Below are 19,927 nucleotides of genomic sequence, written 5' to 3'. Positions count from 1 at the left end.
GCGCACAGGAGACCGCGCAACAGCGCAATGCAAGCGCCCTACGGGGCGGACGTGGCCGTTCGACTGGAGAGCAACGTGTCCGGGCGCATCGAGGATTACGCACTGATCGGGGACATGCAGACCGCGGCGCTGGTCTGCCGGGACGGGGCGGTGGACTGGCTGTGCCTGCCACGCTTCGACTCCCATGCCGTCTTCGCGAGCCTTCTGGGCACCGAGGAACACGGGTTCTGGCGCATCGGCCCGGCCTTCGCGCCGGGTACGGAGCCGCCACGGGCCACGCGCCGCCGCTACCGGGGTGACTCGCTGGTGCTGGAGTCGGAGTGGGACACCCCGCGCGGGACCGTCCGCGTCATCGACTTCATGCCGCCGCGCGAGGACCACGCGCCCCAGCTGATCCGTATCGTGGAGGGCATCAGCGGGCGCGTCCCGATGCGCTCCGCGCTGCGGATGCGTTTCAGCTACGGGCGCGTCGTGCCCTGGGTGCACAAGGTCGACGGCCGCACGGTGGCCGTCGCCGGACCGGACTCGGTCTGGCTCGACTCGGCGGCGGAGACCTACGGCAAGGACCTGACCACCTATTCGGACTTCACCGTCGGGCCCGGCGACCGGGTGGCCTTCGCCATCAGCTGGCAGCCCTCGCACAAGGGCGCCCCGGAGACCCCGGACGCCGAGGCGGCGCTGGAGGCGACGAGCGACTTCTGGCGGGAGTGGGTCTACCACTGCACCTACCACGGCCCCTACCGGGAGGCGGTGATCCGCTCCCTGATCACCCTCAAGGCGCTGACGTACGCCCCCACGGGCGGGATCGTCGCGGCGCCGACCACCTCCCTCCCGGAGGAGATCGGCGGCAGCCGGAACTGGGACTACCGCTACACCTGGCTGCGCGACGCCGCCATCACCCTGTCCTCGCTGCTGCGCACCGGCTACCGCGAGGAGGCCTCCGCCTGGCGGGACTGGCTGCTGCGCGCGGTGGCCGGCGACCCGGAGAACCTGCAGATCATGTACGGGATCGCGGGCGAGCGGGAGCTGGGCGAGACCGAGCTGGACTGGCTTCCCGGCTACGAGAACTCGGGCCCGGTGCGCGTCGGCAACGGCGCCGCCCACCAGCTCCAGCTCGACGTGTACGGCGAGGTCACCGAGGCCCTGCACCTGGGGCACATGACGGGCCTGGCCCGCAACGACTACGCCTCGCTGCTCCAGCTGAAGCTGATCCGCTACCTGGAGGTCCACTGGAACGAGCCGGACGAGGGCATCTGGGAGGTGCGCGGCCCGCGCCGGCACTTCGTGCACTCGAAGGTGATGGCGTGGGTGGCCGTGGACCGCACGATCAAGCTGATCGAGAGCGGGGACGCGGACGGCCCGCTGGAGCGCTGGCGCGAGATGCGCGACGAGATCCACGCGGACGTGTGCGAGAAGGGCTACGACCCGGAACGCAACACCTTCACCCAGTCCTACGGGTCGAAGGAGCTGGACGCCTCGCTGCTGCTCATCCCGCAGATGGGCTTCCTGCCCCCGGACGACAAGCGCGTGATCGGCACCATCGAGGCGATCCAGCGGGAACTGTCGACCCCGGACGGCTTCATCCTGCGCTACCCCACGGCGGGTGACGAGGCGGGTGTCGACGGCCTGGAGGGGGACGAGGGCGCCTTCCTGGCCTGTTCGTTCTGGATGGCGGACGACCTGGCGATGATCGGCCGGGTCGACGAGGCCCGCCGGCTCTTCGAGAAGCTGCTGGCCCTGCGCAACGACCTGGGGCTGCTGGCCGAGGAGTGGGACCCCAAGCTCCAGCGCCAGGTCGGGAACTTCCCGCAGGCCTTCAGCCACGTCCCGCTGATCGACACGGCGCTGCGGCTGACGGCGAGCGGGGCGTACGGGGGCTGAGGCACCGGGGCCCGGCGGACGGGGCCCGGCGGGCGGGGAACGGCGTACGGGAGGCGGCGTACGGGGGCGCGGACGGCGCGCGGCCCCGTACCCGCCCGCCTACGCTGGAGGGGCCCCACGCCCCTCACGGGAAGGGGGGACGGCCATGCCACCCCTCTCGAAGGCGGGCACGGCCCTGGCCGCGCTCCGCGAGGACCTGTCCGGCGAGGTCCTCGCCCCGGACGACCCCGGCTACGACGAGGCGCGCACCGTCTTCAACGCCCTGGTCGACCGGCGCCCGGCCGTGATCGCCCGCTGCGCGGGCGAGGCCGACGTGGTCACGGCGGTCCGCTTCGCCCGTGACCTCGACCTGAAGATCGCGGTGCGCGGCGGCGGCCACAGCGTGGCGGGCATGGCCCTGGGCGACGCGGCCCTCGTCGTGGACCTGCGCGGGATGCACGAGGTGACGGTCCATCCGGCGGCCAAGGCGGTCCGGGTCGGCGGCGGCGCCACCATGAGCCACCTGGACCGCGCCTGCGCCCCGCACGCCCTGGCCACCACCGGGGGCCGCGCCTCCACCACCGGCGTGGGCGGCTTCGTCCTCGGCGGCGGCTCCGGCTGGCTGGACCGGGCGTTCGGGCTGGCGGTGGACAACCTCATCGGCGCGGACGTGGTCACCGCCGACGGCACCCTGGTGACGGCCACCGCCGAGGAACACCCGGAGCTGTTCTGGGCCCTGCACGGCGGCGGCGGCAACTTCGGGGTCGTCACCTCGCTGACGCTGCGGCTGCACGAACTGCCCGCGATGTCGATCGCGCTGCTCATGTACGCCCCCGAGCGGGGCCCCGAGGTCACCGCCCGGTACCGGGAGCTCATCGCCTCCGGGCCGCGCGGGGCGAGCGGCGCCGTGATCTTCCTGACCGCACCGCCCGCACCGTTCGTCCCGCCGCATCTGGTCGGCAGCCTGCTCTGCGCGGCCCTGCTGACGTACACGGGCCCCGAGGAGGGCGTGCGCCGGCTGGCGGCGCCGCTGCTGGCCGTCCCGCACGAGGCCGAACTCGTCACGGACATCCCGTACGCGGACCTCCAGTGCATGATGGACGACCCGCCCGGCCTGCGGAACCACTGGTCCGCCGAGTACCTGAGGGACCTGCCCGACGAGGCGGTCGCCGCCTTCTGCGCCCGGGCCGCGTCCATGCCGGTCCCCACCGGCACGCAGCACATCCTGTTCCCGCTCGGCGGGGCCATCGCCGAGCAGCCGGACGGCTACCCCGTGCCGTACCGGGACTCCCCGTGGGCGGTGCACCCCTTCGCCATCTGGGAGGACCCGGCCGACGACGAGCGGTGCCGGCGGTGGGTGAAGGACGTACGGGCGGACGTACGCCCCTGGAGCAGCGGGGCCGTGTACCTCAACTTCCTCGGCGACGAGGGCGCCGACCGGGTCGCCGCGGGTCTCGGCGAGGACAACCTGCGGCGGCTGCGCGCGGTCAAGAGGGAGTACGACCCGGACAACGTCTTCCGGTTCAACCACAACATCAAGCCCGCCTGAGCCTTTGGTAGCGTCCGCGCATGGACAACCAGGGCGGAATCACGGTTCAGCGGGCACTGGAGCTGCCGGGGCTGCGCGGCGGTCTGCCCGAGGTGGTGGCCTGCGCCGACCGGCTGGGCCGGACCGTCCGCTGGGTGCACGCCGGGGAGGTCCCGAACATCGCCTCGCTCCTCAAGGGCGGGGAGCTGCTGCTGACCACCGGTCTGGGCCTGGGCACCCGCCCCGCCGAGCAGCGCGCCTTCGTACGCCGCCTCGCGGACCGGGGGATCGCCGCGCTGGTGGTGGAGCTGGGCCCGCGGTTCACGCGGCTGCCTGCCACCCTCGTGGAGACGGCGAAGGCGGCGGGGCTGCCGCTGGTGCAGCTGCACCGCGAGGTCCCCTTCGTGGCCGTCACCGAGGAGGTCCACACCGAGATCGTCAACGGCCACTACGCGCTGCTCCAGCGGGCCGAGGAGGTCCACCGGCGGTGCACCGAGGCCCTGCTGGGCGGCGGCGGGATCCCGCAGGTGCTGCGGATCCTGGCCGACTTCACCGCGAACCCGGTCTTCCTGGAGACCCCCGACGGACAGCTGCTGTACGCGGCCGGGCCGGTCTCGGGGGACGCGGCGGCCGACCCGCTCCAGGTGTGGGAGGGGCTGCGCGGGCAGCGCCCGGCCGAGCCCTCGGCGGCGGCGGTGGTGGTCGACGTACCCGGCGGCGGCCACGGCACCGGGACGGTCCGGGCGCGGGTCGTGCTGGCCGGGGTGTCGGCGCCGCTGCTGCCGGTCCACCGGATGGCGGCGGAGCGCACGGCCGGGGTCCTGGCGGTGGTGCTCATGCAGGCGCGCCAGGAGGAGGAGCTGGCCGCGCGCGGCCGGGGCGACTTCCTGACGGACCTCGCGGAGGGGCGCATCTCGGCGGAGGACGCCCCGGCGCAGGCCCGCGTGCTGGGGTTCCGGCCGGGGGCGGGGCCGCTGCTGCCGATCGTGATGCGGCTCTCCTCGGACCTGGGGGCTTCGGGGAACTGGGCGGTGCTGGCCCGGGCGGTGCTGGAGGAACTCTCGTCGGTCGGGGTGCCGGTGCTGCTGGGCGTCCGCCCGGTGGAGGGACGGGTTCCGCTGCTGGTGTCGCTGCGGGCCGAATCGGAGCGGGCGGCCGTCTCCGACCGGGTCGCGGCGGCGCTGCGGGCCGGGGTGGAGCGGGCCGGGCTCGACCGGGCCGGGGCCCCGCCGGCGGTGGTCGTCGGCGTCCCGGGCAACTGGGCGGCGGCCTCGGCGGGGCTGCGGCACGCCGCCGAGACGGCCACCGCCGCGCACGGCCTGCCGGCCCGGCCCTGGTACGACGCCCGCCGGCTGGACATCGACCTGCTGCTGTGGCGGCTGCGCGAACACCCCGACCTGGCGGCCTTCGTGGACCGCGCGATCGGGGCGCTGCGGGTGCACGACGTGACGTCCCGGCCGCCGCTGCTGCCGACCCTGGAGACGTACCTGGCGCATGCGGGGCGCAAGGCGGAGACCGCGCGTGAGCTCCACCTGAACCGGCAGACCCTGTACAACCGCCTGGCCCGCATCTCGGACCTCCTGGGGACCGACCTGGACGACCCCGAAACGGTCCTCTCCCTCAGCCTCGCCCTGCGCGCCCGCCGCCACGCCACCCCCTCCTGACCCCACCCCGCCCGATTCCGCCCGGCGGGGCCGCTGCCCCGGGCCGGGGCCCGCACGGCGCCTGCCCCTGCGGCTCACCACGGCGGCCGGCCGGGGCCGCTGGCCCTGACCGAGGCCGATCGTCGCCTGCGGGTGGGTGCGCCGCTTCGCGGAGAGGTCCCCTACCCGCCCTTCCACCGTTCCCCGGGCTCCGCCCGGACCCGTCACCCCACGGCGCTCCGCGCCCGCGCCTCAAACGCCGGCGAGGCTGAAGTTGCCCCCCGAGGCCCAGGGGGGCAGCCCACGCCCGCCAAAATCCAGCCCCGCCGGCGCTTGAGGCGCGGGGTCTGGGGCGGAGCCCCAGGAGCTCGGCGCAGCCTGCGCCTCACCCGCCGTCCCCGACCGCCAAATCCAGCCCCGCCGGCGCTTGAGGCGCGGCGGTCCGGGGCGGAGCCCCAGGAGCTCGGCGCAGCCCCGACCTCACCGGCCCACCCCGACCGACACCCTCCAGCCCCGCCGGCGTTTGAGGCGCGGGGGTCCGGGGGCTGGCCCCCGGCAACGGCGCGGAAGCCGAACGGACGGCGCAGCCACCATCCAGCCCCGCCGGCGATTGAGGCGCGGGTCCGGGGTCAGGGGCGGTGGCGTTCCATCAGTTCGTCGTAGACCGACAGGACCTGCGCCACCGTGTCGTCCTCCGACGGCCACGTCGCGGCCTGGGCCCGCCCCGCCGCCGCCAGCTCCGCCCGCCGGTCCGGATCGTCCAGCAGCGCGGCCACCGCGCCCGCCAGCGCCCCCGAGTCCCCGTACGGCACCAGCACGGCCGCCTCGCCGACCAGCTCCGGCACCCCGCCGACCTCGGTCGCCACCAGCGCGACCCCCGCCCGCAGGGCCTCCTGCGCCAGCAGGGACCGGCCCTCCCAGCGGCTCGGCACCACCGCCACGTCCGCCGCCGCCAGCAGCCGGTCCGCGTCCCGCCGACGGCCCAGGAGCCGCACCGGGAGCCCCTCCGCCTCGATGCGCCGCGCGAGTTCGGCCCGTAGCGGCCCCTCCCCCGCGATCACCAGCAACGGCTGCGGGTCCAGCACCCGCCAGGCCCGTGCCGCGTCCAGCAGGACGGAGTACCCCCTGCGGGCCACCAGGCTGCCGACCGCGACGATCAACGGCCGTTCCACCGCGCCCAGTTCCGCCCGGGTCTTCCCGGCGTCCACGGCCGGTTCCCCGCCCGGTTCCCCGCCCGGCACCCCCGGCGCCGCCAGCCGCGCGTCCCGGGCCCCGCGCCGGCGCGCCAGGTCGACCTGGTCGGAGGAGGCGCCCAGCACCACGGCGGCGGCCCGCGCCACGTGCCGTTCCAGCAGCCGGCTCAGCCGCCCCAGCGCGCCCGCGGGCTCGGGGGCGCCGCCGTGCCAGGTCACCACCAGCGGCACCCGGCCCCGCCCGCCGCCGCGCAGCGCCAGCGCGGCCCGCATCCCGGCCCGCACCCCGTGCGCGTGCACCAGGTCGGCCCCGGCGCAGGCGGCCCGCAGGGCGCTCACCGCGTCGGGGGTGAACCGCGCTCCGGCGCCGGTGAAGTCGTACTCCCCCTCCGCCGCGACGGGGGCGCACACGGTCACCCGCACGCCCCGGGCGGCGAGCCCGGTCGTGAGGGACCGCACGTGCGCGCTGCTGCCCGCGCCCGCCCCGCCCAGGACCTGGACGGTGCGCAGCGGGGGCCGCCCGTACGGCTGTACGGGGGCGGGTGCCGGGGAGCTGCTCACGGGCCGAGGCTCCAGGGTGAGGGAGGCAGAGACGTCGCCCAGAATGCCAGTCCGCACGCGCGTTCCGGGACCATACGGGTGCGGATCCCGTGCGGGATACCGTCGTGCGCCCCCCAGGCTCACCCACACGGGCTACCCCGCGTCGGCCCGGGGCCTCCCCGGCGGTCGGCCGGAGCCCTCCCGGGCCCGCGCTCACGCGTCCGCGCGCGCCGCCGCCAGGAGTTCCTCCGCGTGGGCCCGGGCGGTCTGCGAGTCCTCCTGGCCGGCCAGCATCCGCGACAGCTCCCGGATGCGGTCCTCGCCCTCCAGGACGGTCACCCCGGAGCGGGTCACGGATCCGTCGACGGTCTTCTCGACCAGCAGCTGCCGGTCCGCGAAGGCCGCCACCTGCGGCAGGTGCGTGACGACGACGACCTGGGCGGACTTGGCCAGCTTCGCCAGCCGCCGCCCGACCTCGACGGCCGCCTTGCCGCCGACGCCCGCGTCGACCTCGTCGAAGAGGTACGTCGGCACCGGGTCGGAGCCCGCGAAGACGACCTCCACGGCCAGCATGACCCGCGACAGCTCACCGCCCGAGGCGCCCTTGGCGATCGGCCGCGGCGCGGCGCCGGGGTGCGGGGCCAGCAGCAGCTCGACCTCGTCCACGCCCGAGGGCCCGTACGCGACCGGGCGCCCGCCGACCTCGACGCCCTCGTCGTCCTGGGTCTGACGGATGTCGAAGGTCACCCGCGCGTGCGGCATGGCCAGGGAGGCCAGCTCGGCCGTCACGTCGGCGGCGAACCGCTCGGCGGCCTCGGTCCGCGCGTCCGTCAGGGCCTGCGCCAGCAGCGACAGTTCGGCCCGCAGGCCGTCCCGCTCGGCGGTCAGCTCCCCGATCCGCTCGTCGTCGCCGTCCAGTTCCAGCAGCCGCTTCGAGCCCCGCTCGGCCCATTCCAGGACGGCGGCCAGCCCGCCATCGGCGTCCCCGTACTTGCGCACCAGCTGGGTCAGCGCCGCCCGGCGCTCCTCCACGGCGGCGAGCCGCAGCGGATCGGCGTCGAGGTCGTCGGCGTACCCGGCCAGCTCCCCGGCCACGTCGGCGAGCAGGATGCCCAGTTCCCCGATCCGGTCGGCGAGGGCGCCGAGCGCCGGATCGTGGGAGCGTACGGATTCCAGCGCCCGGTGCGCTCCCGCGACGAGCGTGTTCGCGTCGACGCCCTCCGGGTCCTCCACGTCTCCGGCCAGCGCCCCGTGCGCGGCCTGCGCCGCGGAGGCGAGGGATTCGGCGTGCCCGAGCCGCTCGGCCTCGGCGGCCAGCTCGATGTCCTCGCCGGGCAGCGGTTCCAGGGCGGCGATCTCGTCCAGCCCGAAGCGCAGCAGGTCCGCCTCCTGGGCCCGCTCCCGGGCCCGGGTGGTGATCTCCTCCAGCTCGACGGCGACGGCCCGCAGCCGCCGGTAGGCGCCCGCGTACTTCTCCAGGGGGACGGCGACCGCGTCCCCGGCGTAGCGGTCGAGGGCCTGCCGCTGCCGGGCGGGCCGCAGGAGCCCCTGCTGGTCGGTCTGGCCGTGGACGGCGACGAGTTCGTCGGCGAGCTCGGCGAGCAGGCCGACGGGGACGGAGCGGCCGCCGACGTGGGCGCGCGAGCGCCCCTCGGCGGACACCGTCCGGCTGATCAGCAGGGCGCCCTCGTCGAGTTCGGCCCCGGCCTCCTCGGCGCGCAGGGCGGCGGGCGCGCCGGGGCTCAGCACGATGCGCCCCTCCACCACCGCCGCCTTGGCGCCGATCCGCACCAGGGCGGGATCGGCGCGGCCGCCGAGCAGCAGCCCGAGGCTGGTGACGACCATCGTCTTGCCCGCGCCGGTCTCGCCGGTCACCGCGGTGAAACCGGGCGACAGCTCGACCACCGCGTCGTCGATGACCCCGAGCGACCGTATCCGCATCTCCTCAAGCACGGGACGACGATACCGAGGTTTCCCGGGTGCCATGTGACGTCACCCGCCCGGAGTTCTCCGAACGCATGTGCTATTACGAGGCGCCGCCCGGTCCCCGGGCCCCGAACCGGCTACGCCGTCTCGTGCGGCGCGCCGCGCCATCCCGACACCGGCAGCGCGAACTTGGCGACCAGCCGGTCGGTGAAGGACGCGTGGTGCAGCCGGGCCAGGCGCACCGGCACCGTGCCCCGCCGGACCTCCACCCGCGCCCCGGCGGGCAGCTCCAGCATCCGGCGCCCGTCACACCACAGCACCCCGTGCGGAGTACCGGTCTGCACCTCCACCGCCAGCACCGAGTCCGGCGAGGTCACCAGCGGCTTCGCGAACAGCGCGTGCGCGCTGATCGGCACCATCAGCAGCGCCTCCACCTCCGGCCAGACCACCGGCCCGCCCGCCGAGAAGGCGTACGCCGTCGAGCCCGTCGGCGTCGCGCAGACGATCCCGTCGCAGCCGAAGCCGGTCACCGGGCGCCCGTCGATCTCCAGGACCACCTCCAGCATCCGCTCCGGGGACACCTTCTGGACGGCGGCCTCGTTCAGCGCCCAGTCGCGGTGCACGACGTCGCCGTTGGTCCGCACCAGGACGTCGAGGGTCATCCGCTCCTCGACCTCGTACGACTTGCTCACCACCCGGTCGACGACCTTGTCCAGGTCGTCCCGCTCGGCCTCGGCGAGGAACCCCACCCGGCCCAGGTTGACGCCGAGCATCGGCACCCCGGAGCCGCGCGCGAACTCCGCCCCGCGCAGCAGGGTGCCGTCACCGCCCAGCACGATCAGCAGCTCGCACCCGTCGAACGCCTTCGGCGTGCACTCGGCGACCAGCTCCACCTCGGGCGGCAACGGCAGGTCGCACGCCTCCTGCTCCAGCACCCGGACCCCCAGGCCCGAGCGGAGCAGGCCGAGGACGACCAGCTCGGCACTGCGGATGGCCGCGGGCCGCCCGGTGTGCGCGAGCAGGAAGACGGTCCGCGCCTCCCCCTCGCGGCCCCCCGGACCAGAACCAGAACCTGCTGAACCTGCCGGACCGGCTGAACCTGCCGGACCTGCTGAACCTGCTGACGCGTCTGTCACTGCGGCCCCTCCGCCACTGCCCGATCGACATCCCCCGGGTCGAGCGCGGGTGCCCCCGCCCGGAGCCACAGAAAGTACTCGACGTTGCCCGACGGCCCCGGCAACGGGCTCGCCGTCACCCCGAGCACGCCCAGCCCCAGCTTCCAGGCCTGCGCGGCGACCTCCCGCACGGCCTCCGCACGCAGCTCGGGACTGCGTACGACGCCCCCGCTGCCCAGCCGGTCCTTGCCCACCTCGAACTGCGGCTTCACCATCAGCACCAGGTCCGCGCCGGGCGCCGTGCAGCGCACCAGCGCGGGCAGCACCAGCCCGATGGAGATGAACGAGAGGTCCCCGACGACCAGATCGGCCGGGACCCCGTCGATCAGCTCGACGGTCAGCTCGCGGACGTTCGTCCGGTCCTTGACGGTGACCCGTTCGTCGCTCTGCAGCGACCAGGCGAGCTGCCCGTAGCCGACGTCGACCGCCACGACGTGGTCCACGCCCGCGCGCAGCAGCACGTCGGTGAAGCCGCCCGTCGAGGCGCCCGCGTCCAGCGCCCGGCGGCCCTCGACCGCCAGCCCCCGAGGCCGGAACGCCGCCAGGGCGCCGGCCAGCTTGTGGCCGCCCCGGGAGACGTAGTCGGGGTCGCTGTCGTCCTTGAGGACGACGAGGGCCGCGCTGGTCTCCACCTGCGTGGCCGGCTTGGTCGCGGTGGTGCCGCCCACGGTCACCCGGCCCGCGGCGATCAGCTGGGCCGCGTGCTCGCGCGAGCGGGCCATGCTGCGGCGTACCAGTTCGGCGTCCAGGCGGCGGCGTGCCACTCCTGCCACGTTCGGTTCAGCTCCTGTTTTCGTAAGGTCCGGGGACGGACGGTGCGTCCAGCGCGGTCAGCGCCTCGCGCAGTCCCCCGTGCACATCCTCGTACACCGCGGCGTGCTCCCCGGCGGGCAGGTGGTCCGCGTCCGCCAGCCGCTCCAGGGCCGCGTCGACGCCGGAATGCCCGGTGGGGGTCCGTACGAGGCCCAGCGGAGCGGCTCCGGCGGGCTCGTCCGCAGACCCGCCCCCGGACTCCGTCACGGGCTCCTCGGGGTCCTCGGGGTCCTCCGCGGCGCTCGCGGACGCTTCGTCGCTCATGCCCCGACGCTACCCCGAAGCGCGGCCCCGGCCGCGCACGGCTCTGCGGTACGGTCGTGATCACCATGGCTACGATCCAGGAGTGCCGCGAAGCACTCGACCGACTCTCCGACAACCTGGCCCAGGCGGACGGCGACGTACGCGGCGCCGCCGCCTTCGACCGCTCCCTGAGCTGCCACGTCACCGACCTCGACCAGACCTTCTCCGGGCGCCTGCGGGACGGCCGGATCCGGGTGGACTCGCTCACCCCGGGCCCGCCCCCCGCCAAGGCCGAGATCCGGCTCGCGATGACGGGCGACGACCTGCTCGCGCTGGTGGGCGGCGAGCTGAAGTTCGCCAAGGCCTGGGCCTCCGGCCGGGTCCGCCTGGAGGCCGGCTTCCGCGACCTGCTGCGCCTGAAGAGCCTGCTCTGAGGCTCCGCGTCAGACGGCCGCCCGGACCCGCGCCTGCCGGGCGGCCGGCACCACGAGCGGGGTCCCGGTCTCCGGGTCGTCGATGACCTGGCAGCGCACCCCGAAGACCTCCTCCACCAGCTCCGCCGTGACCACCTCGGCCGGCGGGCCCTCGGCGACGACCACGCCGCCGCGCAGCGCGATCAGGTGCGTGGCGTAGCGGGCCGCGTGATTGAGGTCGTGCAGCACCGCCACCAGGGTCCGGCCCTGGTTCTCGTGGAGCTCCGCGCACAGGTCGAGCACGTCGAGCTGGTGCTGGATGTCCAGGTACGTCGTCGGCTCGTCCAGCAGCAGCAGCGGTGTCTGCTGGGCCAGCGCCATCGCGATCCACACCCGCTGGCGCTGCCCGCCCGACAGCTCGTCCACGGCCCGGCCGGCGAGTTCGGCGACGCCGGTGGCGGCCATCGACTCGGCGACGATCCGCTCGTCCTCCTCCGACCACTGGCGCAGCAGCCCCTGGTGCGGGTACCGGCCGCGCGAGACCAGGTCGGCGACGGTGATCCCGTCCGGGGCGATCGAGGACTGCGGGAGCAGACCCAGCGTCCGGGCCACCTTCTTCGCCGGCATCGAGGAGATGGCCCGGCCGTCCAGCAGCACCCGCCCTGCGGAGGGCTTCAGCATCCGCGACAGGGCCCGCAGCAGGGTGGACTTGCCGCAGGCGTTGGGGCCGACGATCACCGTGAAGGAGTGGTCGGGGATCTCCACCGACAGGTTCTCGGCGATGACCCGCTGGTCGTAGCCGAGGGTGACGTTCTGCGCGGTCAGCCGCTGCACTGGGGTACTCCTCGTGTGGCCCGGCGCTCCGCCGGGCTCGTTGCCGGACGCGGGAAGCAGTTCGTCCCGCGCGCTCATATCCGTCCCGCCTTGCGCTCGGTGACGAGCAGCCAGAGCAGGTAGAGGCCGCCGACCAGGCCGGTCACCACGCCCACCGGCAGCTGGTCCGCGCCGAAGGCCCGCTGCGAGGCCAGGTCGGCGGCCAGCAGCAGGACGGCGCCCATCAGCGCGCCGGAGAGCAGGTTCGGGCCGGGCGAGCGGGTCAGCCGCCGCGCCAGCTGGGGCGCGGCCAGGGCGACGAAGCTGATCGGGCCGGCCGCGGCGGCCGCGGCCGTGGTCAGCAGCACCGCCGCCGCCATCAGCAGCATCCGGGTCCGCTCGACGGGCACGCCCAGCGCGTACGCGGAGTCGTCGCCCATCTCGATCATCCGCAGGGCCCGATTCTGCCCGAGGACCAGCGGGAACAGCACGGCGCACGTCCCCAGCAGCGGCCAGACCTGTGACCAGTCCCGCCCGGCCAGCGACCCGGTCAGCCAGACCATCGCCCGGGTGGCGTCGACGAGCTGCGCCTTCGCGATGAGGTACTGGATCACCGCGACGAGGACGGCGGAGGAGCCGATGCCGACGAGCACCAGCCGGTACCCGTGCACGCCCTGCTTGTACGCGAGCAGGTAGACGAGGACGCCCGCGAGCACCCCGCCCACCACCGCGCCCGCCGCGACCTCGGTCGCGCCGCCCTTGAACAGGATGATGACGACGAGCGCGCCGACCGCCGAGCCGTACCCGAAGCCCAGCACGTCGGGGGAGCCGAGCGGATTGCGCGAAACGGACTGGAAGACCGCCCCCGCCATGCCGAGGGCCGCCCCGACCAGCACCGCGACCAGCACCCGCGGCAGCCTGAGGTCGTTGACGATGAAGTCGTCGGCGGGGTTGCCGTTGCCCAGCAGGGTCCGCACGACGTCCCAGGGGGCGATCTCGAAATCGCCGGTGCCGATGAGCACGACGGCCAGCGCCAGCGCCACGACGACCAGCACCACCCCGGCCGCCACGGCCCGCGGCTCGACGCGCAGCGAGGTCCGGCCGGGCCCGCGCAGCGCCCGCAGGGGCACTCCCCCCGCACCCCGCCCGCCCTTCGCGCCCTTCGCGCCCGTCGCGTCCTGCATGTCCTTCGTGGTCGTCGCGGTCACAGCTGGGCCATCCTCTTGCGCCGAACCAGGTAGATGAAGACGGGGCCGCCCAGCAGCGCGGTGACGATGCCGACCTGGAGCTCGCCGGGCCGGGTGACGACCCGTCCGACCACGTCGGCGCCGAGCAGCAGCACGGGCGACAGGACCGCCGAGTACGCGAGCACCCAGCGCATGTCCGGCCCCGTGACGATCCGCGCCAGGTGGGGGATCATCAGCCCGACGAAGACGATCGGCCCGCAGGCCGCCGTCGCCGCCCCGCACAGCAGGGTGATGGCGGCCATGGCCGCGATCCGGGTCCGCGTCAGGTGCGCGCCGAGCGCCCGCGCGGTGTCGTCGCCCAGGGCCATCGCATTGAGCGGCCGGCCCAGCACGAGCGCGAGCACGGCCCCGGCCAGCAGGAAGGGCGCCACCTGGGTGACGGTGTCCATGGTGGCCGAGGCCAGCGAACCCACCGTCCAGAAGCGCAGCTTGTCCAGCGCCTTGCTGTCCATCAGCTGCACCGCGTTGATGTAGCCGACGAGGGCCGCGCTGGCCGCCGTACCGGCGAGCGCGAGGCGCACCGGGGTCGCGCTGCGGCTGCCGCCGAGCACGTAGACCAGGACCGAGACGAGGGCGGCGCCCAGGAAGGCCCACCACACGAACTCGTCCAGGGAACCGGCCCCGAAGAAGCTGATGGCCGAGACGACGGCCGCCGCGGCGCCCGCGTTGACTCCGAGGATGCCCGGCTCCGCCAGCGGGTTGCGGGTCAGCGCCTGCATCACCGCGCCGGACAGGCCCAGGGCGAGCCCGACCAGCACCCCCAGGAGGGTCCGCGGGATCCGCAGGTCCCGCACGACGACGTCGTTCGTGGTCCCGCTGTAGTGGAAAAGGCCGTGCCACACGTCCGCGAGCGGCATCGCCTTGGCCCCGACGGCGATGCTCGCCACCGCCACCAGGGCCAGCACGCCGAGGGCGGCCAGCAGACCGGCCGCCCGCACGCCGTGGCGGGGACGGGGGGCGGCGGCGGCCTGCGCCGCGCTCTGTTCGGGGGGACTCTCAACCAGCACGGAAGTTAGGTTAGCCTACCCTCCGGCCGAAACAGTTCCCCCGGACGGCTCCCTCTCGTCCCTTACGTCTCCTCGCGCCCCTACAGCCCGAGCAGCGCCAGGGCCTTGTCCGCGTCCAGCCCGCAGGAGCCCTCCCCCGCCCGCGTCCAGGCCGCCGCGCACAGCGCCCGCAGCCCGTCCATCGGCTCCCCCTCGCCCTTCAGCTCCAGTACCTCGTCCAGCGCACGGGCCGTCCACCCGCCGCAGCGGAACCCGTCCCCGGCCGGCTCCACCTCCGGCTGCCCCGTCAGCAGCCCGCGCAGGTCCCGGTCCACGTACGTCGGCCGGTACTTCGGCTCGGCCCGCAGCAGCTGCGCCCCGTCCGTCACCCCGGTCAGCACCAGCAGCGAGTCCACGTCCCCGTTGAAGGCGCCCTCGATGTCGGTGTCCAGCCGGTCCCCGACCACCAGCGGCCGCCGCGCCCCGGTCCGCAGCACCGTCTCCCGGTGCATCGGGGGCAACGGCTTGCCCGCCACCTGCGGCTCGGCACCCGTCGCGATCCGCACGACCTCCACGGCGGCCCCGTTGCCCGGCGCGATCCCCCGCGCCCCCGGAATCGTCAGATCGGTGTTCGACGCGTACCACGGCACCCCGCGGTTGATCGCGTACGAAGCCTCCGCGAACCGCCCCCACGCCAGATCGGGCCCGCCGTACCCCTGCACGACGGCCGCGAGACCCTCCTCCTCGGCCGACTCCACCGGCACCAGCCCGCGCTCGCGCAGCGCCACCCGCAGCCCCTCGCCGCCGATCACCAGCACCTTGGAACCCGGCTCCACCTGCTCCGCGATCAGCCGGGCCACCGCCTGCGCCGAGGTGATCACCTCGTCCGGCTCCGTCGGGATCCCCAGCTCGCCCAGGTGCTCGGCGACGGCGTCCGGGGTGCGCAGCGCGTTGTTGGTGACGTACGCCAGGTGCATCCCGCCCTCCCGGGCCGCGGCGAGCGAGTCCACCGCGTGCCCGATCGCGTGCCCGCCCGCGTACACCACTCCGTCCAGATCGAGCAGAGCCGTGTCGTAGGCCTGGTGGAGACTCCGCTCACTGCCCGCGGGGCTGGTCCTGGTCTGCCGGGTCATCTTGGCCGCCCTTCCTCGCTGTTCGCGCGTTCCGCGCAGGTCCCGGGATTCTTACGATCGATCTTGTCCGATTTTGCGCCGATCCCCGTAACTCCCCCGATCATCCCGCATCGCGAGACGCGTTTTACCATGCACCAATGACCACACCTGGCAACGCGGAGCACGGGCTGCGCCTGATCCCCTTCCACGGACTGCGCTATGTCCCGCAGCGGGTCGGCAGCCTGGCCGCCGTCACGTCTCCGCCCTACGACGTGGTCGTACGGCCCGATGGAGTCGACTACCTCGAGTCCGCCGATCCGCACAACATCGTCCGGCTGATCCTGCCGCAGGCGCGGACCCCCGACGCGCGCAACGAGCAGGCCGCCCGCACCCTGAACGACTGGCTCGCCGAGGGCGTCCTGAGCGCCGACCCGCAGCCCGCGCTCTACGTCTACGAGCAGCGCAAGGCCGGCGTCCTCCAGCGCGGCGTCATCGGCGCCCTCGCTCTGTCCGAGGCGGAGGCCGGCATCGTCCTGCCGCACGAGGACGTCATGCCCGACGTGGTCAAGGACCGGGCCGGACTGATGCGCGCCACCTCGGCCAACCTCGAACCCCTCCTGTTGACCTACCTGGGCGACGGACCGGGCACGGGCGCGGCCGGGGTCATCGAGGCCACCGTCGCCCGCAGGCCCCCGCTGCTCTCGACCGTCACCGAGGACGGCTTCTGCCACAGCCTCTGGGCCATCACCGACCCGGCCGAGCTGGCCGCCGTCACCGCCGACCTCGGCGGCCGCCAGGCCCTCATCGCCGACGGCCACCACCGCTGGGCGACGTACCTGCGCCTCCAGCAGGAGCACGGCTCCCCCACCCCGTGGGACTTCGGCCTCGTCCTCCTCGTGGACACCGCCCGCTACCCCCTCCAGGTCCGCGCCATCCACCGCATGCTGCGCCGGCTGCCGCTGTCGCAGGCGCTGGCGGCGCTCGACGGCTCCTTCCGGGTCCGCCCGGTCGACGGCCCGCTCCCGCTGGCCCTGGAAGTCCTCGCGGACGCCTCGGAACGCGGCAACGCCTTCCTCCTCACCGGCGACGGCACCTACCACCTGGTGACCGACCCGGATCCGGACCTCATCCAGCGCACGGTCCGCCACGACCGCCCCGAGGCCTGGCGCCGGCTGGACGCGACTGTCCTGCACGCGACGCTGCTCGACGAGGTGTGGAAGATCCCGGACGCCCCGGACCAGATCTCCTACATCCACGACGCCGCCGCCACGGTCGCCATGGCGGAACGCCACGGCGGCACCGCCGTCCTGCTGCACCCCGTACGGGAGGCCGTCGTGCGGGACCTGGCCCGCCAGGGCGTCACCATGCCCCGCAAGTCGACCTCCTTCGGCCCGAAGCCGGCCACCGGCCTGGTCCTGCGCAGCCTGGACTGACCCGGCGCGCCCGGCACCTCCCGCCTGCGGACATGCGAAAGGGCGGCACCCCTGGGGGGTGCCGCCCTTCCTTTGCAGCTAACGCGTACTACGCCTTGTCGCGGGCGTCACGGTCATCACGGCCGTCACGCACGTCGCGGTCGTCGTCCTCGTCGTCTTCGATGACCACGATCTCGTCGGTCACGTCGACCTCGGGCTCGTCGAGCGGCTCGTACTCGTCGTCGTCCTCGTCGTAGTACTCGGCCTGGTCGGAGGCACGCTCGGCGGCCGCCACCTCGGCGTCGTCCTGGTCCTCGTCCTCGTCGTCCTCATCCTCGTCGAGGGCGTCGAGGTCGGAGTCGTCCTCGAGCGAGGCGGCGTCCACGAACTCGACGCCGTCGATCTCGGCCAGTCGGTCGGAGGCGTCGGTCGCCCCGTCCTTGTCGGCTTCGAGGGTCTTGCCGAACCACTCGCGCGCCTCGTCCTCACGGCCGGCGGCCAGCAGGGCGTCGGCGTAGGCGTACCGCAGACGCGCGGTCCAGGGCTGGACGGAGCTGGAGGCCAGCTCCGGGCTCTGCAGGGTCACGATGGCGGCGTCGAGCTCGCCCATGTCCCGGCGGGCACCGGCGGCGACGAGACGCATCTCGACCTGCCCGGCCTTGTCCAGCTTCTGCACCTCGGGCTCGCCGGCCATGGCCAGCGCCCGCTCCGGACGGCCGAGGCCGCGCTCGCAGTCGGCCATGACGGGCCACAGCTCGACGGAACCGGTCATGCGCTTGGCGGCACGGAACTCCGCGAGCGCCTCGCTGTACTTCTGCGTGGCGTACGCGGCGAAGCCGGCGGCCTCACGGACGGCGGCGACGCGGGAGGCCAGACGCAGGGCGATGCGGGCGTACGCGTACGCCTGCTCCGGGTCCTCGTCGATCAGCCGGGCCACCATGACCAGGTTGCGGGAGACCTCTTCGGCCAGGCCCTTGGGCAGGCTCAGGAGCTCCTGACGCACGTCGGCGTCGATCTCGTGCCCGGTGATGTCGTCATCGATCGGGAGCCGCTTGACCGGGTCCCGGTCGCGGTCCGCACGGTAGTCGCGGTCGCCGCCACGGTCGTCACGGCCGCGGAAACCACCACGGTCACCACCGCGGTCATCGCGGCCACCACGGAAGCCACCACCGCTGGGACGGTCGCCGCCCCGGTCATCGCGACGCGGGTACGACGGGCGGTCGCCACCACGGTCGTCACGGCCACCGCGGAAACCACCACGGTCATCGTCACGGCGCGGGAAGGACGGGCGGTCCCCACCACGGTCATCACGACGCGGGTACGACGGGCGGTCGCCACCACGGTCATCACGGCCACCGCGGAAGCCACCACGGTCGTCATCACGGCGCGGGAAGGACGGGCGGTCCCCACCACGGTCGTCACGACGCGGGTAGGAGGGCCGGTCGCCACCGCTACGGAAGCCACCACCGCTGGGACGGTCCCCACCACGGTCATCACGACGCGGGTACGAGGGACGGTCGCCACCACGGTCGTCACGACCGCCACGGAAGCCACCACGGTCGTCATCACGGCGCGGGAAGGACGGACGGTCCCCACCACGGTCATCACGACGCGGGTACGACGGACGGTCACCACCACGGTCGTCACGACCGCCACGGAAGCCACCACGGTCGTCATCACGGCGCGGGTACGAGGGACGGTCCCCACCACGGTCGTCACGACGCGGGAAGGACGGGCGGTCGCCACCGCTACGGAAGCCACCACCGCTGGGACGGTCCCCACCACGGTCATCGCGACGCGGGAAGGACGGGCGGTCGCCACCACGGTCATCACGACGGGGGTACGACGGGCGGTCGCCACCGCTACGGAAGCCACCACCGCTGGGACGGTCGCCACCACGGTCGTCGCGACGCGGGTACGACGGGCGGTCGCCACCACGGTCATCGCGGCCGCCGCGGAAGCCACCACGGTCGTCATCGCGACGCGGGAAGGACGGACGGTCCCCACCACGGTCATCACGACGCGGGTACGACGGGCGGTCGCCACCGCTACGGAAGCCACCACCGCTCGGACGGTCCCCACCACGGTCATCACGACGCGGGTACGACGGACGGTCGCCACCACGGTCATCACGACCGCCACGGAAACCACCACGGTCGTCATCACGGCGCGGGAAGGACGGACGGTCCCCACCACGGTCATCACGACGCGGGTACGAGGGACGGTCGCCGCCACCGGTCGGACGGCCACCACGGTCGTCACGACGGAAGCCGCCGCCACCGCCACCGCTGCTGGGACGACCACCACGGTCGTCGTCACGGCGCGGGTAGGACGGGCGGTCGCCACCGCGGTCGTCGCGGCCACGGAAGCCGCCGCCGCTGGGACGGTCGCCGCCGGGGCGGTCGCCGCCGGCGGGACGCCCGCCACGGTCGTCACGACGGAAACCGCCGCCACCACCGGTCGGACGGCCACCGCGGTCGTCGCGGCGGAAGCCACCACGGTCACCGCCACGGTCGTCACGACGGAAGCCGCCCCTGTCACCGCCGTCGTTGCGCCGAGGCTCGCGCTCCGGACGATCGTCGGGAGAGTTGGACATGGGTGTGACTCCTGTCTTCGGGGTACCGCTAGTCATTCTCGCGCAACCAACCCATGGCCGCGCTTCGGCGTAAAGAGGTGAAAAACAAAAAGACCCCTGGTCCAGCGTTGAACGCTGGACCAGGGGTCCTTTGAAAAATTGTTCGGCGGCGTCCTACTCTCCCACAGGGTCCCCCCTGCAGTACCATCGGCGCTGAAAGGCTTAGCTTCCGGGTTCGGAATGTAACCGGGCGTTTCCCTAACGCTATGACCACCGAAACCCTAATCGGTTTCGAGCGAACAAGCACACTTTGTAGTTATGTTCTAGCTCTAGAAACCAGCAACCGTTCGTTGCTTCAGAACTAACACAGTGGACGCGAGCAACTGAGGACAAGCCCTCGGCCTATTAGTACCAGTCAGCTCCACCCGTTACCGGGCTTCCACATCTG

Annotated in this window: 15 protein-coding genes, 1 rRNA gene and 1 pseudogene; 5 read left to right on the top strand and 12 right to left on the bottom strand. The window is 74.2% G+C overall.

Translation table 11 applies throughout. The features are described 5' to 3' along the window. Positions 1-27 precede the first annotated feature (27 nt). The 3 genes from ACFYYT_RS32735 (at position 28) to ACFYYT_RS32725 (ending at position 5,052) form a co-directional block, all read left to right on the top strand. Positions 28-1,881, top strand: a complete 1,854-nt coding sequence (locus ACFYYT_RS32735; protein WP_351830568.1) for a glycoside hydrolase family 15 protein — start codon at positions 28-30, stop codon at positions 1,879-1,881. A 145-nt stretch (positions 1,882-2,026) separates the two neighbouring features. Then, a complete protein-coding gene (locus tag ACFYYT_RS32730; RefSeq protein ID WP_351830570.1) occupies positions 2,027-3,409 on the top strand; it encodes an FAD-binding oxidoreductase in 1,383 nt (460 codons plus the stop codon). A 20-nt stretch (positions 3,410-3,429) separates the two neighbouring features. Beyond that, positions 3,430-5,052 carry a PucR family transcriptional regulator gene (locus ACFYYT_RS32725; protein ID WP_351830573.1) on the top strand — a complete coding sequence of 541 codons (1,623 nt, stop codon included), beginning with the start codon at positions 3,430-3,432 and terminating at the stop codon, positions 5,050-5,052. 608 nt (positions 5,053-5,660) lie between these two features. Here ACFYYT_RS32725 and ACFYYT_RS32720 read toward each other — a convergent pair. From ACFYYT_RS32720 to ACFYYT_RS32700, 5 genes are all read right to left on the bottom strand, one after another. Then, complete coding sequence (locus ACFYYT_RS32720) at positions 5,661-6,785, bottom strand: glycosyltransferase family 4 protein (RefSeq protein ID WP_351830430.1); 1,125 nt, start codon at positions 6,783-6,785, stop codon at positions 5,661-5,663. Positions 6,786-6,977: 192 nt separating this feature from the next. After that, complete coding sequence (recN, locus tag ACFYYT_RS32715; RefSeq protein ID WP_351830445.1) at positions 6,978-8,705, bottom strand: DNA repair protein RecN; 1,728 nt, start codon at positions 8,703-8,705, stop codon at positions 6,978-6,980. Positions 8,706-8,827: 122 nt separating this feature from the next. Beyond that, positions 8,828-9,826: an NAD kinase gene (locus tag ACFYYT_RS32710; protein WP_388610260.1), complete on the bottom strand. Its 999-nt coding sequence runs from the start codon at positions 9,824-9,826 to the stop codon at positions 8,828-8,830. Further along, positions 9,823-10,638, bottom strand: coding sequence for a TlyA family RNA methyltransferase (locus ACFYYT_RS32705; RefSeq protein ID WP_351830433.1), 816 nt, complete (start codon positions 10,636-10,638; stop codon positions 9,823-9,825). The genes ACFYYT_RS32710 and ACFYYT_RS32705 overlap by 4 nt, the downstream gene beginning before the upstream one ends. Positions 10,639-10,645: 7 nt before the next feature. After that, positions 10,646-10,942 (bottom strand): hypothetical protein, encoded by a 297-nt coding sequence (locus ACFYYT_RS32700; protein ID WP_351830436.1) that lies wholly within the window; start codon positions 10,940-10,942, stop codon positions 10,646-10,648. A 65-nt stretch (positions 10,943-11,007) separates the two neighbouring features. On the opposite strand from ACFYYT_RS32700, the gene ACFYYT_RS32695 reads away from it, so the two are divergent. Then, positions 11,008-11,355 (top strand): SCP2 sterol-binding domain-containing protein, encoded by a 348-nt coding sequence (locus tag ACFYYT_RS32695; protein ID WP_351830439.1) that lies wholly within the window; start codon positions 11,008-11,010, stop codon positions 11,353-11,355. Positions 11,356-11,364: 9 nt separating this feature from the next. Here ACFYYT_RS32695 and ACFYYT_RS32690 read toward each other — a convergent pair whose 3' ends face one another. The 4 genes from ACFYYT_RS32690 to ACFYYT_RS32675 form a co-directional block, all read right to left on the bottom strand. After that, positions 11,365-12,282, bottom strand: a complete 918-nt coding sequence (locus tag ACFYYT_RS32690) for an ABC transporter ATP-binding protein (RefSeq protein ID WP_351830449.1) — start codon at positions 12,280-12,282, stop codon at positions 11,365-11,367. Further along, a complete protein-coding gene (locus ACFYYT_RS32685; RefSeq protein WP_351830450.1) occupies positions 12,243-13,331 on the bottom strand; it encodes an iron chelate uptake ABC transporter family permease subunit in 1,089 nt (362 codons plus the stop codon). The genes ACFYYT_RS32690 and ACFYYT_RS32685 overlap by 40 nt, the downstream gene beginning before the upstream one ends. Positions 13,332-13,351: 20 nt before the next feature. Beyond that, positions 13,352-14,401 carry an iron chelate uptake ABC transporter family permease subunit gene (locus tag ACFYYT_RS32680; protein ID WP_351830441.1) on the bottom strand — a complete coding sequence of 350 codons (1,050 nt, stop codon included), beginning with the start codon at positions 14,399-14,401 and terminating at the stop codon, positions 13,352-13,354. Positions 14,402-14,481: 80 nt separating this feature from the next. Further along, positions 14,482-15,513 (bottom strand): HAD-IIA family hydrolase, encoded by a 1,032-nt coding sequence (locus ACFYYT_RS32675; protein WP_351830442.1) that lies wholly within the window; start codon positions 15,511-15,513, stop codon positions 14,482-14,484. A 137-nt stretch (positions 15,514-15,650) separates the two neighbouring features. On the opposite strand from ACFYYT_RS32675, the gene ACFYYT_RS32670 reads away from it, so the two are divergent. After that, positions 15,651-16,925 carry a DUF1015 domain-containing protein gene (locus tag ACFYYT_RS32670; RefSeq protein WP_351830444.1) on the top strand — a complete coding sequence of 425 codons (1,275 nt, stop codon included), beginning with the start codon at positions 15,651-15,653 and terminating at the stop codon, positions 16,923-16,925. 88 nt (positions 16,926-17,013) lie between these two features. On the opposite strand, the gene ACFYYT_RS32665 is transcribed toward ACFYYT_RS32670, so the two are convergent. From ACFYYT_RS32665 to rrf, 3 genes and pseudogenes are all read right to left on the bottom strand, one after another. Further along, positions 17,014-17,892 (bottom strand): hypothetical protein, encoded by an 879-nt coding sequence (locus ACFYYT_RS32665; protein ID WP_385321269.1) that lies wholly within the window; start codon positions 17,890-17,892, stop codon positions 17,014-17,016. 387 nt (positions 17,893-18,279) lie between these two features. Continuing rightward, a pseudogene (locus ACFYYT_RS32660) lies at positions 18,280-19,536 on the bottom strand (hypothetical protein); the annotation flags it as partial. 104 nt (positions 19,537-19,640) lie between these two features. Then, a 5S ribosomal RNA gene (gene rrf, locus ACFYYT_RS32655) occupies positions 19,641-19,757 on the bottom strand. Positions 19,758-19,927: the final 170 nt, after the last annotated feature.

This window comes from Streptomyces sp. NPDC002032 (assembly GCF_042890765.1).
Classification (GTDB): Bacteria; Actinomycetota; Actinomycetes; order Streptomycetales; family Streptomycetaceae; genus Streptomyces.
This window is presented reverse-complemented; position numbering and strand designations above follow the sequence as displayed.